Genomic DNA, 14,987 nt, shown 5'->3' with positions numbered 1-14,987 from the left:
CTCCCCCCCCAAGTCGGACCCCTACGGGCCCGTACGACCAAAGTCGGAGGCGCACACAGGAGTCAGGGCTGACGTCAGGCGTGATGCGCGCCACTACCGTCGAAGACGTGACTGTGATCGCGACCGAAAGCCTGAGCAAGCGGTTCCCCAGGGTTACCGCTCTTGACCGGCTCTCGATGGACATCGGCCCGGGTGTGACCGGACTCGTCGGTGCCAACGGGGCCGGCAAGTCCACGTTGATCAAGATTCTCCTCGGCCTGTCCCCCGCCACGGAGGGCCGAGCCGCCGTGCTCGGTCTGGACGTCGCGAGCAAAGGCGGCGAGATCCGAGAGCGCGTCGGGTACATGCCCGAGCACGACTGCCTGCCGCCGGACGTCTCGGCCACCGAGTTCGTCGTCCACATGGCGCGGATGTCGGGGCTGCCGCCCGCCGCGGCCCGCGAGCGCACGGCCGACACCCTGCGTCACGTCGGCCTGTACGAGGAGCGCTACCGCCCCATCGGCGGCTACTCCACGGGCATGAAACAGCGGGTCAAACTGGCCCAGGCGCTCGTCCACGACCCGGATCTGGTCTTCCTCGACGAGCCCACCAACGGCCTCGACCCCGTCGGCCGCGACGAGATGCTCGGCCTGATCCGCCGCGTGCACACGGACTTCGGCATCTCCGTCCTGGTGACGAGCCACCTGCTCGGCGAACTGGAGCGCACCTGCGACCACGTCGTCGTCATCGACGGCGGCAAGCTGCTCCGCTCCAGCTCCACCAGCGACTTCACCCAGACCATGGGCACCCTCGCGGTCGAGGTCACCGACACCGACGCGCACCCGGACGGCACCACCGCGGTACGCGAAGCGCTCGCCGCCCGCGGCGTCACCCTGCACGCCGGGGTGGAGGACGGCCTGCCCGGCGCAGGACACATCCTGCTGCTCGAAGCGACCGGCGAGAAGACCTACGACCTGGTCCGGGACACCGTCGCCGAACTGGGCCTCGGCCTCGTCCGCATGGAACAGCGCCGGCACCACATCTCCGAGGTGTTCAAGGACGAACCGGCCCACCGGGCAGACCAGACTCACGGGGCAGACCAGACCCACGGGGCAGACCAGGGCCACCGAGCAGATCAGGGCCACCGAGCAGATCAGGGCCACCAGGCAGACCAGGCCGGCCGGACCGGCAGCGCCGAGGAGGTACCGGCCCCATGACCACCACCCCCACCGACCAGGCAGCCCAGACCCGGATCCACAACATCGGCTACCGCAACTACGACGGCCCCCGTCTCGGCCGCGCCTACGCCCGCCGCTCGCTCTACTCGCAGTCCCTGCGGGGCGCGTACGGCCTGGGCCGCAGCGCGAAGTCCAAGGTCACCCCGATGATCCTGGCCGCCGTCATGTGCGTGCCCGCCGCGATCATCGTCGCGGTCGCCGTCGCCACCGACGCGAACGCGCTGCCCATCGAATACACCCGCTATGCCATCGTCACCCAGGCGGTCATCGGCCTCTTCCTCGCCGCCCAGGCCCCCCAGTCGGTCTCCCGCGACCTGCGCTTCAAAACGGTGCCGCTCTACTTCTCCCGCCCCGTCGAACGCATCGACTACGTCCTGGCCAAGTACGCCGCCATGGCCACCGCGCTCCTCATCCTCACCGGGGTCCCACTGATCATCCTCTACGCGGGCGCACTGCTCGCCAAGATGGACATCTCCGACCAGACCGCCGGCTTCGCACAGGGGTTGGTCTCCGTGCTGCTGCTCTCCCTGCTCTTCGCGGGCATCGGCCTCGTGATGGCCGCGCTCACCCCCCGGCGCGGCTTCGGCGTCGCCGCCGTCATCGCCGTACTGACCATCTCGTACGGGGCCGTCTCCACCGTCCAGGCGATCGCCTACGAGACGGGCTCCACCGGCGCCATCGAATGGCTCGGCCTCTTCTCACCGATCACCCTGATCGACGGTGTGCAGACCGCCTTCCTCGGCGCGAGCTCCGCCTTCCCCGAAGGCTACGGGCCGGACGCCGGCACCGGCATCGTCTACCTCCTGGCCGTCCTCGCGCTCATCGCCGGCTCGTACGGAGCCCTGATGCGCCGCTACCGAAAGGCCGGGCTCTGAACCATGGCCACCATCGAAATCGACCACGTGTCCCGCTGGTTCGGCAATGTCGTCGCCGTCAACGACGTCACGATGAGCATCGACCCGGGCGTCACCGGCCTGCTCGGCCCCAACGGCGCAGGCAAGTCCACCCTGATCAACATGATGGGCGGCTTCCTCGCCCCCTCCACCGGCACCGTCACCCTCGACGGCCGCCCGATCTGGAAGAACGAACAGATCTACAAGGAGATCGGCCTCGTCCCCGAACGGGAGGCGATGTACGACTTCCTCACCGGCCGCGAATTCGTCCTCGCCAACGCCGAACTGCACGGCCTCGGAAAGAAGGCCGCCCAGCAGGCCCTCGCCACCGTCGAGATGGAGTACGCCGAGGACCGCAAGATCTCCACCTACTCCAAGGGCATGCGCCAGCGCGTCAAAATGGCCTCCGCCCTCGTCCACGACCCGTCCGTACTGCTCCTCGACGAGCCGTTCAACGGCATGGACCCGCGCCAGCGCATGCACCTCATGGACCTGCTCCGCCGCATGGGCGCCGAAGGACGAACCGTCCTGTTCTCCTCCCACATCCTCGAAGAGGTCGAACAGCTCGCCTCCCACATCGAGGTCATCGTCGCCGGACGGCACGCGGCCAGCGGCGACTTCCGCCGCATCCGCCGCCTCATGACCGACCGCCCGCACCGCTACACCGTCCGCTCCAGCGACGACCGTGCCCTCGCCGCCGCCCTGATCGCCGACCCCTCCACCGCGGGCATCGAAGTCGACCTCACCGAAGGCGCGCTGCTCATCCAGGCCGTCGACTTCGGCCGCTTCACCGAACTCCTGCCCCGCGTCGCCCGCGACCAGGGCATCCGGCTGCTCACCGTCTCGCCCTCCGACGAGTCGCTGGAATCGGTCTTCTCCTACCTCGTCACGGCCTGAAGGGAGCCACGACTCATGTACGACCCGACTGTCGCCCGGCTCACCTACCGCGCCCTCCTCGGCCGCCGCCGCGCACTCATCCTCTTCCTGCTTCCGGTGCTGCTCATCGCCACCTCGGTGGCGGTACGCGCCCTCACCGGCGCGGACGACCAGGTCGCCGCCGACCTCCTCGGCGGATTCGCCCTCGCCACGATGGTGCCGCTGATCGGCGTCATCGCCGGTACGGGAGCGATCGGCCCGGAGATCGACGACGGCTCCGTCGTCTATCTCCTCTCCAAGCCCGTCAAACGCCCCACGATCATCACGACGAAACTCATCGTCGCGATCGCCGTGACCATGGCTTTCTCGGCCATTCCCACGTTCATCGCGGGCATGATCCTCAACGGGAACGGCCAGCAGGTCGCCGTCGCCTACACCATCGCGGCGCTCGTCGCCTCGGTCGCGTACGCCGCGCTCTTCCTGCTCCTGGGCACCATCACCAAACACGCCGTGGTCTTCGGCCTTGTCTACGCCCTGGTCTGGGAGGCGCTCTTCGGCTCGCTGGTCGCCGGCGCGCGCACGCTGAGTGTTCAGCAGTGGGCCCTCGCCCTCGCGGAGAACGTCGCCGGCAGCGAGCTGGTGAAGTCCGATGTGGGGCTCCCCGCGGCGGTGGTACTCCTCGCGGCGGTCACCCTCGTGGCCACTTGGTACGCGGGCCACAAGCTGCGCACCTTGACACTCGCCGGCGAGGACTAGACGACTAGACCTCGTGCCCCTCGGGGGCTCCTCCGGAGTGGGCGGGGCCACCCGCAGAGTGGGCGGGGCCACCCGGGGGCTCCGCCCCCCGGGCGTCGGTCGACAGCAGCCGCAGCAGCACCGCCACATGACTGCGCCCGACATCCTTCGCCGCCGTCAGCAACGTGACCGGCCCCGCCGCCACCCGCTCACGCAGCTCACCGAGCGCGGCCGCCGCCGCGGGAGCGGCGAGTTCCGCCTCGTACCGCTGTGAGAACTCCTCGAAGGACCCACCCGCGTGGAACCACTTCCGCAGCTCGGTCGACGGCGTCAGCTCCTTCGGCCACGCATCAACCTGCGCGGCGGCCTTCGCCACACCCCGCGGCCACAGCCGGTCCACCAGCACCCGCTGCCCATCCGACGCCGAGGGCTCCTCGTACACCCTGCGGGCACGCACACTCATACGGCGAGCCTACGACCGCACGGCCTCACTCGCAGCCCACCGCAACGCTGCGCCGCACTCACCAACGGTGCGCCGCACTCACCCCCGCAGCATCCGCTCCAGCACCACCGCGATGCCGTCCTCCTCGTTGGAGAGCGTCATCTCGTCCGCAACGGCCTTCAGCTCGTCGTGCGCATTGGCCATGGCCACCCCATGAGCCGCCCACCCGAACATCGGCACATCGTTCGGCATGTCCCCGAACGCCACCGTGTCCGCGCGCCTGGCCCCGAGCCGCCGCGCCGCCAGTGAGAGTCCCGTGGCCTTGGACAGCCCGAGCGGCAGGATCTCCACGATGCCCGCCCCGGCCATCGTCACCCCGACGAGTTCTCCGGCGACGCGGTGCGCCACGGCCCACAGCTCGTCGTCGCCGAGCCGGGGATGCTGCACGTACACCTTGTTCAGCGGTGCCGACCACAGCTCCGACGCGTCGTTGATCGGCACATACGGCAGCGGTCCTTCCTGCGCCTCGTATCCGGGGCCGATCAGCACATCCCCGTCGACCCCGTCCCGGCTCGCGGCCAGGGACAGCGGGCCGACCTCCGCCTCGATCTTGGCGAGGGCGAGAGCGGCCAGCTGCCGGTCGAGGGTGACGGAGGTCAGGAGCCGGTGTTCGCCGGCGTGGTAGACCTGCGCGCCCTGCCCGCAGACCGCGAGCCCCTCGTAGCCGAGGTCGTCGAGGATGTGCCGGGTCCAGGGGACGGAGCGCCCGGTGACGACGATGTGTGCCGCACCGGTCGCCACCGATGCGGCGAGCGCGTCCCGGGTGCGCTGCGAGACGGTGTGGTCGCCGCGCAGCAGCGTGCCGTCGAGGTCGGTCGCGATCAGCTTGTACGGGAAGCCCCCCACGGCCCCGGCGCCGGAAGGTGCACTCACTTGGCGACCGGCTCCAGCACCTCACGCCCGCCGAGGTAGGGACGCAGCACCTCGGGCACGCGCACCGAACCGTCGGCCAGCTGGTGGTTCTCCAGGATCGCCACGATGGTGCGCGGTACGGCGCACAGCGTGCCGTTGAGCGTGGCCAGCGGCCGCACCTGCTTGCCGTCCCGCATCCGGATGGCGAGCCGCCGCGACTGGAACTCGGTGCAGTCCGAGGTCGAGGTCAGCTCGCGGTACTTGCCCTGGGTGGGGATCCACGCCTCGCAGTCGAACTTGCGGGCGGCGGAGGAGCCGAGGTCACCGGTGGCGACGTCGATCACGCGGTACGGCAGCTCGAGCGAGTTCAGCCACTGCTTCTCCCAGGCGAGCAGCCGCTGGTGCTCGGCCTGCGAGTCCTCCGGATCGACGTACGAGAACATCTCGACCTTGTCGAACTGGTGGACCCGGAAGATGCCCCGGGTGTCCTTGCCGTGCGAGCCGGCCTCGCGGCGGAAGCAGGGCGAGAAGCCCGCGTACCGCAGCGGCAGCCGGTCGGCCTCGATGATCTCGTCGCGGTGGTACGCGGCGAGCGCGACCTCGGAGGTGCCGACGAGGTACAGGTCGTCCTTGTCGAGGTGGTAGACGTCGTCGGCGGCCTGGCCGAGGAAGCCGGTGCCGGCCATGGACTGCGGGCGGACCAGCGCCGGGGTGAGCATCGGCGTGAACCCGGCCTCGGTGGCCTGCGCGATCGCCGCGTTGACCAGGGCCAGCTCCAGGAGGGCGCCCACGCCGGTCAGGAAGTAGAAGCGCGAGCCGGAGACCTTGGCGCCGCGCTCGGTGTCGATGGCGCCGAGGATGTGGCCGAGCTCCAGGTGGTCCCTGGGCTCGAAGCCCTCCTCCGCGAAGTCACGGATGGTGCCGTGCGTCTCCAGGGTGACGAAGTCCTCCTCGCCGCCGACGGGCACCTCGGGGTGCACGAGGTTGCCCAGGCGCTGGAGCAGCTGCTCGGTCTCGGCCTTCGCCTCGTCCTGCTCGGCGTCCGCGGCCTTCACGGCGGCGGCGAGCTCGCCGGTCTTCTTCAGCAGCTCCTGCTTCTCCTCGGGCGAGGCCTTGGAGATCAGCTTGCCGATCGCCTTCTGCTCGGCACGCAGTTCGTCGAAGCGGACGCCGGACGACCTGCGCCGTTCATCGGCCAGGAGGAGGGAGTCGACGAGCGCGACGTCCTCACCTCGGGCGCGCTGGGAGGCGCGGACACGGTCGGGGTCGTCACGGAGCAGTCGAAGGTCAATCACGCGTCACAGGCTACCGGTGCGGGTGCGCAGGCTCCGAACGGTATTCCGTGGCGATTCCGCGGAGCGGTGATCGGATTGTCTCTGTCCACAGAAGTTTTCCACAGGGGTGAATCTCGACCTGGGGATAAGTCGACTGCAAACGGTGACAGGGTCGACAAATCTGCTTCTTCGCCCCAGCTTCGTCCACAGCGGTGCATGTCACCCTTCGTCAGCGTGTTTCCTTCGATCAACTCGATGGAGGGATTCGATTCCACTCGAAAGTATGTGTACGGGTGATTTGAACCGGGAATCCTGAGGCGTCAGTGACCGAATCTGAATGATCAGTTCCGGAATCCACAGAGCGCGGCGGCGCCCTGTGGATAACTTGATGGCGCCGGGTGCTGCTGTGGACAACTCGGTCCCAACTTCCGCCTCTCGCAAGGGGCTTGAGTCAAGCCGAAAAGGTCGCATTGCCCCCATCGGGGCCGATTGTGGCAAGAGTTGACGCGGGGATGCAGGGATGCGGGGATGCGGGGATGCGGGGATGCGGGCCTGAGCCCGCCCCGGCTCCGGCCTCAGGCCCGCCCGTCCTGCGCCCTGGCCAGCCAATCCGCCGCCGAGACGAAGTCGGCATCCGTCGTCCCCTGCCGCAGGGCCCGCACCTCGCCCGGCGAGACACCCGCACGCGGATACGAACCGAGAAAACGCACCTTCGGCGAGATCCGCTTCAGCCCCATCAGGGCCTCACCGACCCGCCGGTCCGAGATATGGCCTTCGGCGTCCACGGCGAAGCAGTAGTTGCCGATGCCCGCGCCGGTCGGCCGGGACTGGATCAGCATCAGGTTGACGCCGCGTACGGCGAATTCCTGCAGCAGTTCGAGCAGGGCACCCGGGTGGTCGTCGCCGAGCCAGATCACCACGGAGGTCTTGTCCGCGCCGGTCGGTGCGGCGGGGCGGGCCGGGCGGCCGACGAGCACGAAACGGGTCTCGGCGTTCTCCGCGTCGTGGATGTCGGTGACCAGGGCCTCGAGGCCGTAGGTCGCGGCCGCGAACTCCCCCGCGAAGGCCGCGTCGAAACGGCCCTCCTGGACGAGCCGGGCGCCGTCCGCATTGGAGGCGGCGGACTCCCACAGGGCGTCCGGCAGCTGGGCGCGCAGCCAGTTGCGGACCTGCGGCTGGGCGACGGGATGGCCGGTGACGGTCTTGATGTCGGAGAGCTTCGTGCCGGGCCGCACGAGCAGCGCGAAGGCGATCGGGAGCAGCACCTCGCGGTAGATCATCAGCGGTTCGCCGGTCGCGAGCTCGTCGAGCGTGGCGGTGACGCCGCCCTCGACGGAGTTCTCGATCGGTACGAGTGCGGCGGCGGCCTCGTTGTTGCGTACGGCGTCCAGCGCGGCGGGCACCGAGACCATGGGGACGAGCTCGCGCGTGGCGGCCTCGGGCAGGGTGCGCAGGGCAGCCTCCGTGAAGGTGCCTTCGGGGCCGAGGTACGTATAACGCGTCGCCGACATGCCGTCAGCCTATCCGTACGGGGGACGGGGGTGTGGGGCCTTGCTCAGCCTTCGAGCAGGCGCTGCCCCACGTACTCGCCTTCGCCGGGCCCGCCGGGTACCGCGAAGAGCCCGCTCGTCTCGTGCCGGATGAAGGCCGAGAGAGCGTCCCCGCGGTCGAGCTTGCGCTGGACCGCGGTGAAGCCGCGCAGTGGGTCCGCCTGCCAGCAGATGAAGAGGAGCCCGGCGTCCGGGGTGCCGTCCGGGGCGATGCCGTCGTGGTACGAGAAGGGGCGGCGCAGCATCGCGGCCCCGGCGTTCTGGTCGGGGCGCGAGATGCGGGCGTGGGCGTCTGCGGGGATGACCGGCCGGCCGTCCTCGCCGGCCTTGTCGAGTTCGGGCTCTGTGGTCTCCGTACCGCCGGACAGCGGTGCGCCGTCGGACTTGCGGCGGCCGATGACCTTCTCCTGCTCGTCGAGGGAGAGCCCGTCCCAGGAGTCGAGGAGCATTCGGATCCGGCGGACCACCGCATAGGAGCCGCCTGCCATCCACGCCGGGTCCGCGCCTGACGTGGGCACGAAGACGCGCTGGTCGAAGTCCGGTTCCGAGGGCTTCGGGTTGTTGGTGCCGTCGACCTGGCCCATCAGGTTCCGTGCCGTCATGGGGTCGGCGGTCGCACCCGGCGAACGGTTGAAGCCGTTCATCTGCCAGCGCACCTTCGCCGCCTTTCCGGCGTCCTGCTGCAGGGCACGCAGCGCGTCGAAGGCCACGAGGGCGTCGTCCGCGCCGATCTGGATCCACAGATCGCCCTCGCTGCGCCCCGGATCCAGCTGGTCCGAGGAGAACGGCGGCAGCGGGTCGAGGGCGCTCGGGCGCTGCTTCTGAAGGCCCGTACGGGAGAAGAAGCTGTGGCCGAAGCCGAAGGTGACGCTCAGCGAGGACGGGCCCGCGTCGAGCGCGATGGCCGTGCCGCTGTCGGTGGTTTCGCCGCGCATCAGCCGTCGGGCGGTCCGCGACCAGCGCCGCAGCAGCGCCGCTGCCTCCTTGCGGCCCGCGCCCGGCGCGAGATCGAAGGCGATCAGGTGGCCTCTGGCCTGCATCGGCGTCAGGATGCCCGGCTGGTGCTCGCCGCCCCAGGCGACCTCGGTGGCGCCGAGGCTGCTCAGTGCGGTGGGAGAGTCCGGTGCGGTGGCGGCGTGCGCGGCCGCCCCGCCCGCGGCGCCGAGCGCCAGGCCGCCCGCGCCGACGGCACCCGCGGTGCCGAGCAGCCGCCGCCGCGAGATGCCTGCGGTGGCCGCATCCGCGTCCGCGGGCTTCGTGGCCTTCGGGCCCTGCGTCGTCTCGTCAGCCGTTTTCTTACGGCCCTTACTGTCCTGCATCGTTGTTCAGCCGATCCTTGTATACGGGCATGCTCAGCCCAGCTGCACGTTCTTGCGTACGGTCACCTGGTCGATGTCCGAGCTGCGCACGGTCACCGCGATTTCCCACTCGCCGCCCATCGGGATCTGCACCCCGGTCGAGGACCAGTGTCCGGCAACGATCCGGTCGGGTGTGACCGGCAGCGGGCCGATGTTCTTGTCCTTGAGCGTGAAGGCGGCCTTGATCTCGGGGAGGTCGAGGGGCCGGCCGTCCGGGTCGGTGGCCCACAGGTGGAGTTCGTTGGTGCCCGTGCGGCCGGGTGTCAGATTGATTCGGACCTCGCCCTTGCCGTTCTCGCCCTTGGCGTCGAAGGGCAGTTCGAGGTCCACCGGTCCGCTCGTGGCGGCCGCGGGCGCGGACTGTTCGAGTTCCTCGAGGGTGCGGCCGGGTTCCGTCGCGGTCAGCGCGGTGGTCACGGCGAGCAGGACGAGGGCGATGCCTGCCTCGGTGAGCACCGAGCGCCGCAGCCCGGCGCGGCCCGGGTCCGCGTCCCGCTGCTGTTTTCTGCGGGCGGTGGCCATGGCGGCCTGCTGCCGGGCGAGCTGGGCGGCCCGCTCGGCGTCCCGGGGTTCGGCGCCCGCCGGGCCCGACCCCTCGGAAGCCCCGGAAGCCCCGGAAGCCTCGGAAGCCTCAGGAGCCCCGGAAGTCCCGGAAGTCCCGGAAGTCCCGGAAGCCCCGGCCGCTGCGGTCACCTTGTTCCGCTGCCCGATCACCTTCACCGAGCCCGCGGTAGCGCCCGGCTCCGAGGCGCCCGAAGCCCCGGTCTCCTCCGTCTCCGCCAGCCGCGCCGTCCACCGCCGCGAGATCCACCCGACCCCGAGCAGCACCGCGATCAGCCCGATCTTGACGACGAGCAGCTGCCCGTACGCCGTCCCGGTCAGCGCCGACCACGAACCGACCTGGCGCCAGGACTGGTAGATCCCGGTCACGGCGAGCACGGTCACCGACGAGAACGCCAGCATGGAGAACCGGCGCACGGCCGAGGCCTGGATGCCGGGCACCTTGAACAGCGCCACGAGCAGCGCGGTCAGTCCGCCGAGCCAGGCGGCGACGGCCAGCAGGTGCAGTACGTCGACGGGCATCGCGATCCCCGTCTGGATGCCGCTGGAGGCGTGTTCGGACAGCGCCCAGGTCGAGGCGATGCCGGCCGCGACCACGGTGCCGCCGAAGCCCAGACCGAAGCGCAGGTCCCGCTTCTCCTTCTCGTCCTCGCGCTGCGCGTACGCCCCGAAGAGCACTGCGATGAACAGGGCAGCGGCCGCGAGGAGGAGCAGCCGCGAGACGAGGGCCGCCCCGGTCTTGGTCTGCAGGACGGCGCTGATCTGGCCGAGGTCGAGGAGTTCGGAGAGCTTGCCGCCGTTCGCGTAGGGGCCGCGGAGCAGCAGCAGGGCGAAGGTGGCGGCGGTCAGGGTGATCCAGCCGTAGGCGAGGAGCCGTTGCAGCGGGCGGGCGCCGGCGCCTGCGGGCCAGCAGATCAGCACGAAGGCCGCGCCGCCGGCGACGACGGCGAAGGCCGCGTACGAGAGGTAGCGCGCGATCCCGTACAGGGCTCCGACCGCGCCTTCGCCGGCTGCTTCGCCGGTGAGCTGCACGGTGGTCTCGGAGGGCGCGCCGATGGAGAAGCTGAAGGCGCCCGAGACGGGGTGGCTGTCGGTGGAGACGCCTTTCCAGGCGACGGTGAACGTGCCGTCGGGCAGCCCGGCGAGCAGGCGCCGCTCGTACGAGGCGCCCTTGTCGCCGCCGACGTCCTTGATCTCGCCGGTGTCGACGCGTTTGCCCTTGGGGTCGAGGACGCGGATCGAGTCCTCGGCCATGGCGACCTGTTCGGAGAAGTGCAGGGTGACCTTCTCGGGTGCCTGCTGCACCACCGACCCCTGCCCGGGGTCCGTCCCGGTGAGCGCCGCGTGTGCCGATGCGGGTGCGGCGCCGGCGAGCAGCGCGGCGGCGACGGCCGCGAAGAGCAGCACGAACTGTACGAGCGGGCGGTGCGCCACACCCGTACGGAGGCGGGGACCGGGGCGGGGGCGGGGGTCGGTGGGCAGCATGGCTTGCGGTCCCCTTGTCAGCTGTTCTGCGGGTTGTACGTGGCTTCCTTGACCTCGAGTTCGGCCGTCAGCGGCTCCGACTTCTCGAACCGCAGTTCCACCTCGACCTTGTCACCGACCTTCGGCTTGTGGGCGAGGTCCATGAACATGAGGTGGTTGCCGCCGCGCTCGAAGCTGAGTTCGCCGCCTGCGGGGATGTCGAAGGACTCGGCCTTCTCCATCCGGCCGTCGACCGTGCGGTGTCCCATGGTCTCCTTCGCCAGGGGACTGCTGACGGAGAGCAGCTTGTCGGCGCCGCCCTTGTTGACGATGGTCAGGAATCCGCCGGCCGTGTTCTTCAGCGCGGGTTCGGGGATGAATCCGCCGGTCACGCTCAGCTGCGGTGCGCGGTTTGTGGCTTCGTCCCCGGTTCCGGAGCCGGAGCAGCCGGTGAGGCCGAGCGCTGCCGCGATGGCTATGGCGCCGGCGAGTGCGGTGGTGCGGCGCCTCACGGCCTGGCCCCCTTCACGAGCTTGGGGAGGTCGGCGGCGTAGTCGTCCGCGGTGGCCTCGGAGGCGTTGTACAGGACGTAGCCCTCGTCGGTCTTCGGTGAGAAGGCGACGACCTGCTTGCTGTGGGTGGAGGTGATGGTGCCGTCCTTCTCCTCGACGGGCGGTTCGATCGTGATGCCGAGGGTGCGGGCGCCGGCCTGGATGGTGGCGAAGTCGCCGGTCAGGCCGATGAAGGACGGGTCCTGTGCCTTCATCCACTTGCCCAGGTGCTCGGGGGTGTCACGTTCCGGGTCGGAGGTGACCATGATGATCCGGAGTTCGGCGAGTTCGTCCTTGGAGAGTTTCTTCTCCAGCTCCTTCTTGGCGACGGCGAGATTGCTCATCGCCAGCGGGCAGACGTCCGGGCAGTGGGTGTACCCGAAGTACAGCAGGGTCGGCTTGCCCTTCGTCTGCTCGCGGAGGTCGAATTCCTCGCCGTTCGTGTCGGTGAGGATCATGTCCGGCTTTTCGAAGGGCTTGTCGAGGACGGTGGCCGCCTTGTCGGCGGTCACCTCGACGGCGGCGGGGCTGTCGTCGCCGGCGTTGCCGCCGCCGCACGCCGTCAGCGTGAAGGAGGCGGCGGCGAGCAGGGCGACGGCAGCGAGGTGCTTGGTACGCATGGTGAAGTGTCCCGAAGGGTCAGTTGGAGCCGGTGGCGGTGCGTCGGCGGCCGGCGAGGACACCGAAGGCGACACCGGCGGCACCGACCAGGATGCCCACGATGCCGAGGACGCGGGCGGCGGTGTCGGTGGAGCCGACGGCGGCCGCCGCGGTGTTCTGCTTCTCGTCGCCGCTCTTGGCGTCGGCGTTCGACGCCTTGCCGTCGTTCGACGCCTTGTCGGCGCCGGAGCCGCCGTGGCCTTCGGCGGCCATGGCGAGCTGCAGTACGGGCGCCGGCTTCTCGGGCTTCTCGCCGCCCTCGACCGGCTCCTCGATCCAGCGCACGATCTCGTCGTCGCTGTACGTCTGCAGGGCCTTGAAGACCATCTGGTCGGCGTCCTCGGGCAGCCGGCCGAGCGAGACGGGGAACTGCTGGAAGCGGCCCGGCTCGATGCCCTTGCCGTCCGCGGTCCAGGTGACCTTGGAGACCGCCTCGTTGATCTTGTTGCCGTGGATCTCCAGCGGCTTGTCCAGCTTGGACTTGGTGACCTCGATCTTCCAGCCGGGCACGGGCTGCGGCATCACGGAGGAGAGCGGCTGGTCGGTGGGGAAGTTGACCTCGAGCTTCACGGTGGAGGCCTTGTCGGACTCGTTGGGCACCTTGAAGTTGACGGTGGCGTACGAGCCCTTGGCGGCCTCGCCCTGCGGCTGCACGGTGACGTGGGCGAAGGCGGCGGGGGCGAGCAGGACGATGCTGCCGGCGGCGACGGCGGAAGCGGTCAGAACACGCGAGATCTTCATTGCGGAAACTCCACTCGACTGGGGTGGGAGATGTCGTCGGACGCGCGGGCCGCTGTGCGGCCGCGCGGAAGCGCCGCGCGACACCTTCTGCCTCGTCGGGTGCAGCAGGTTCTGCTCGTCAGGCACGGCAGGTTCTGCTCGCCGGGTGCAGCAGGCTCGCGTCAGGCGGTGAGGGCGAACCTGTGCGCGGGCGGCCCGCGCCTGATCACGGTGTGGGCGAGTGCGGTGGTACGGGGCGGGGCCTGGGCATCCGGCGGGGCGGCGCCCATGACCGCCGCGGGCGTGGTGGACAGCCCGTGCCGCAGGGCCCGGACGAAGAACAGCGCGGCACGCAGGGACCGTACGAGCGCCCCCTCGGCCACCGCGTGCGCCGTGAGTACGGAGAGTTCCACGACGCGGGTCAGCGCGAGATCGCCGCGGCGCAGCAGCCAGCCGAGGGCGAGCGCGGCCAGCAGGTGCCCGAGCAGCATCGGCAGATCGGGCAGCATGCCCGGCGCCTGCCCGGCGGCCATGTCGTCCGGCATGGGGTGGGTGTGCCCGGCGGTGCCCGTGGGGCCGCTCGGGGCGAGGCCTGCGTCCGCGAGGATGCGGTAGGCCTGGTGCGGGGTGGTGACCACCGCGCCCGCGCCGCACAGCAGACCCCTGGCCTGCTCCATCGCGGTGCGGTCGGCGACTTCCTGGGCGAGCATCTGCTGGCCGTGCCCGAACAGGCAGTGCAGCCCCAGTTGTCCCGCGGCGAGCAAGCCGGACAGCACCGGCAGGGATCGTGTCCGCCCGGAGAACGGCACGGCCACGGCGAGCGCGAGGAGGAATCCGAGCCCGAGGGACCACACGGGCAGAGCGCCGTGCGAGGCGAGTGCGTGACCGCCCGCGGACAGCGCCACGCAGACCGTGGCGAAGGCCACGGCCCGGGGGAACCGGAACCCGGTTCCGTTCCGCTGCGCGCGCGTGTGGGGGGCAGTCATGACCGGCCAATCATCGCACTGGGCTCATCCGCTCCGTACGGCAGGTCCGCAAGATCCGGAATGTGGTGTTCTGTGGGGCGTGGGTGTGTGTCCGGTACTTCCGTTACACCTGGTGAGGTATCCGGCACATCCGCCGTATGGGCGGCATCACGTCAACTGGGCGATTGCGCACGGCTGCGGACGGCAATACGTATCGGTATGCCGAGCCGTAGCAGGGATGCCTGGGACATGAGCCTGTGGTGGTCGCTCCGCCTGCGGAGCGAGGCCGCGAGCGTCCCCTTCGCGCGCCGGCTCCTGCTTTCCACCATGGAGCGCGCGGGCGTCGACCCGGAGATCTCCTACGAGCTGTCGGTGGCGCTGACGGAGGCCTGCGCGAACGCGGTGGAGCACGGCACGGCGGGCCGCGGCGCGGATCGCGGCGGGGCCGGGCGGCAGGACGCGTACCGGGTGACGGCGTACCTGGACGGTGAGCTGTGCCGTATCGAGGTGGCCGATTCGGGCCCGGGCTTCCCGCCCGCCAGGATCGACGGCTCCACCGGTGCGGGAAGCGGCCCCACCCCGCCCGGTGCGGGAAGCGGCCCCACCCCGCCCGGCGCGGAGAACGGCCGCGGCCTCGACCTGATCGGTGAACTCGCCGACGACGTCCGGCTGTCGAACCGGAACGGCGCGGTCCTGAGTTTCGACAAGACCCTCAAGTTCAGCGGCGCCCCCGCCGCCGCTGCCGTCCCGGCCCGCACACCCAGTCCTGCGGGTGTCTGACACCACGCGTGGAGGGGCGGTACGCAGCC

15 protein-coding genes are annotated in these 14,987 nt (G+C 70.5%); 5 read left to right on the top strand and 10 right to left on the bottom strand.

Annotated features, from left to right (window positions below; translation table 11 throughout):
* The first annotated feature begins 83 nt into the window (after nucleotides 1–83).
* Genes ACLF6P_RS02230 through ACLF6P_RS02215 form a run of 4 tightly spaced genes read left to right on the top strand, consistent with a single transcriptional unit; the run spans nucleotide 84 to nucleotide 3,742 of the window.
* Nucleotides 84–1,196: an ABC transporter ATP-binding protein gene (locus ACLF6P_RS02230; RefSeq protein WP_415947614.1), complete on the top strand. Its 1,113-nt coding sequence runs from the start codon at nucleotides 84–86 to the stop codon at nucleotides 1,194–1,196.
* The gene (locus ACLF6P_RS02225) at nucleotides 1,193–2,092 is read left to right on the top strand and encodes an ABC transporter permease (RefSeq protein ID WP_415947612.1); all 900 of its coding nucleotides are present in this window, start codon (nucleotides 1,193–1,195) and stop codon (nucleotides 2,090–2,092) included. Before ACLF6P_RS02230 ends, ACLF6P_RS02225 begins: the two co-directional genes overlap by 4 nt.
* A gap of 3 nt (nucleotides 2,093–2,095) precedes the next feature.
* Nucleotides 2,096–3,007 (top strand): ABC transporter ATP-binding protein, encoded by a 912-nt coding sequence (locus tag ACLF6P_RS02220; RefSeq protein WP_415947611.1) that lies wholly within the window; start codon nucleotides 2,096–2,098, stop codon nucleotides 3,005–3,007.
* Between the two features lie 15 nt (nucleotides 3,008–3,022).
* Nucleotides 3,023–3,742 (top strand): ABC transporter permease subunit, encoded by a 720-nt coding sequence (locus ACLF6P_RS02215; protein WP_415947609.1) that lies wholly within the window; start codon nucleotides 3,023–3,025, stop codon nucleotides 3,740–3,742.
* Between the two features lie 4 nt (nucleotides 3,743–3,746).
* On the opposite strand, the gene ACLF6P_RS02210 is transcribed toward ACLF6P_RS02215, so the two are convergent.
* From ACLF6P_RS02210 to ACLF6P_RS02165, 10 genes are all read right to left on the bottom strand, one after another.
* Nucleotides 3,747–4,184, bottom strand: a complete 438-nt coding sequence (locus tag ACLF6P_RS02210) for a DUF488 domain-containing protein (RefSeq protein ID WP_415947608.1) — start codon at nucleotides 4,182–4,184, stop codon at nucleotides 3,747–3,749.
* A 78-nt stretch (nucleotides 4,185–4,262) separates the two neighbouring features.
* On the bottom strand, nucleotides 4,263–5,096 hold the full coding sequence (locus ACLF6P_RS02205) for an HAD family hydrolase (RefSeq protein ID WP_415947607.1): 834 nt from the start codon (nucleotides 5,094–5,096) through the stop codon (nucleotides 4,263–4,265).
* Nucleotides 5,093–6,370 carry a serine--tRNA ligase gene (gene serS, locus ACLF6P_RS02200; protein WP_415947606.1) on the bottom strand — a complete coding sequence of 426 codons (1,278 nt, stop codon included), beginning with the start codon at nucleotides 6,368–6,370 and terminating at the stop codon, nucleotides 5,093–5,095. The genes ACLF6P_RS02205 and serS overlap by 4 nt, the downstream gene beginning before the upstream one ends.
* A 554-nt stretch (nucleotides 6,371–6,924) precedes the next feature.
* Nucleotides 6,925–7,860 carry a prephenate dehydratase gene (pheA, locus tag ACLF6P_RS02195; protein WP_415947605.1) on the bottom strand — a complete coding sequence of 312 codons (936 nt, stop codon included), beginning with the start codon at nucleotides 7,858–7,860 and terminating at the stop codon, nucleotides 6,925–6,927.
* A 44-nt stretch (nucleotides 7,861–7,904) separates the two neighbouring features.
* The gene (gene efeB / locus ACLF6P_RS02190; RefSeq protein ID WP_415947604.1) at nucleotides 7,905–9,218 is read right to left on the bottom strand and encodes an iron uptake transporter deferrochelatase/peroxidase subunit; all 1,314 of its coding nucleotides are present in this window, start codon (nucleotides 9,216–9,218) and stop codon (nucleotides 7,905–7,907) included.
* Nucleotides 9,219–9,251: 33 nt separating this feature from the next.
* A complete protein-coding gene (locus ACLF6P_RS02185; protein WP_415947603.1) occupies nucleotides 9,252–11,303 on the bottom strand; it encodes a copper resistance CopC/CopD family protein in 2,052 nt (683 codons plus the stop codon).
* Nucleotides 11,304–11,320: 17 nt separating this feature from the next.
* Nucleotides 11,321–11,794, bottom strand: coding sequence for a copper chaperone PCu(A)C (locus ACLF6P_RS02180; protein WP_415947602.1), 474 nt, complete (start codon nucleotides 11,792–11,794; stop codon nucleotides 11,321–11,323).
* Entirely contained in the window at nucleotides 11,791–12,453 is a 663-nt protein-coding gene (locus tag ACLF6P_RS02175; protein WP_415947601.1) for an SCO family protein, read from the bottom strand. Before ACLF6P_RS02175 ends, ACLF6P_RS02180 begins: the two co-directional genes overlap by 4 nt.
* A gap of 19 nt (nucleotides 12,454–12,472) precedes the next feature.
* A complete protein-coding gene (locus ACLF6P_RS02170) occupies nucleotides 12,473–13,234 on the bottom strand; it encodes a YcnI family copper-binding membrane protein (RefSeq protein ID WP_415947599.1) in 762 nt (253 codons plus the stop codon).
* Between the two features lie 161 nt (nucleotides 13,235–13,395).
* Nucleotides 13,396–14,199 carry a hypothetical protein gene (locus ACLF6P_RS02165; RefSeq protein WP_415947598.1) on the bottom strand — a complete coding sequence of 268 codons (804 nt, stop codon included), beginning with the start codon at nucleotides 14,197–14,199 and terminating at the stop codon, nucleotides 13,396–13,398.
* Between the two features lie 228 nt (nucleotides 14,200–14,427).
* Between ACLF6P_RS02165 and ACLF6P_RS02160 the strand changes: the two genes are divergently transcribed.
* Nucleotides 14,428–14,958, top strand: coding sequence for an ATP-binding protein (locus tag ACLF6P_RS02160; RefSeq protein WP_415947596.1), 531 nt, complete (start codon nucleotides 14,428–14,430; stop codon nucleotides 14,956–14,958).
* Nucleotides 14,959–14,987 lie beyond the last annotated feature (29 nt).

The sequence above is a fragment of the Streptomyces lothianensis genome, from assembly GCF_047779955.1.
GTDB lineage: Bacteria > Actinomycetota > Actinomycetes > Streptomycetales > Streptomycetaceae > Streptomyces.
This window is presented reverse-complemented; position numbering and strand designations above follow the sequence as displayed.

Bases quoted from the DNA above. Each gene is read 5' to 3' on its own strand.
- ACLF6P_RS02230 (WP_415947614.1), top strand. From the start codon at position 84: ATGCGCGCCACTACCGTCGAAGACGTGACTGTGATCGCGACCGAAAGC.
- ACLF6P_RS02225 (WP_415947612.1), top strand. From the start codon at position 1,193: ATGACCACCACCCCCACCGACCAGGCAGCCCAGACCCGGATCCACAAC.
- ACLF6P_RS02220 (WP_415947611.1), top strand. From the start codon at position 2,096: ATGGCCACCATCGAAATCGACCACGTGTCCCGCTGGTTCGGCAATGTC.
- ACLF6P_RS02215 (WP_415947609.1), top strand. From the start codon at position 3,023: ATGTACGACCCGACTGTCGCCCGGCTCACCTACCGCGCCCTCCTCGGC.
- ACLF6P_RS02210 (WP_415947608.1), bottom strand. From the start codon at position 4,184: ATGAGTGTGCGTGCCCGCAGGGTGTACGAGGAGCCCTCGGCGTCGGAT.
- pheA (WP_415947605.1), bottom strand. From the start codon at position 7,860: ATGTCGGCGACGCGTTATACGTACCTCGGCCCCGAAGGCACCTTCACG.
- efeB (WP_415947604.1), bottom strand. From the start codon at position 9,218: ATGCAGGACAGTAAGGGCCGTAAGAAAACGGCTGACGAGACGACGCAG.
- ACLF6P_RS02185 (WP_415947603.1), bottom strand. From the start codon at position 11,303: ATGCTGCCCACCGACCCCCGCCCCCGCCCCGGTCCCCGCCTCCGTACG.
- ACLF6P_RS02175 (WP_415947601.1), bottom strand. From the start codon at position 12,453: ATGCGTACCAAGCACCTCGCTGCCGTCGCCCTGCTCGCCGCCGCCTCC.
- ACLF6P_RS02170 (WP_415947599.1), bottom strand. From the start codon at position 13,234: ATGAAGATCTCGCGTGTTCTGACCGCTTCCGCCGTCGCCGCCGGCAGC.
- ACLF6P_RS02165 (WP_415947598.1), bottom strand. From the start codon at position 14,199: ATGACTGCCCCCCACACGCGCGCGCAGCGGAACGGAACCGGGTTCCGG.
- ACLF6P_RS02160 (WP_415947596.1), top strand. From the start codon at position 14,428: ATGAGCCTGTGGTGGTCGCTCCGCCTGCGGAGCGAGGCCGCGAGCGTC.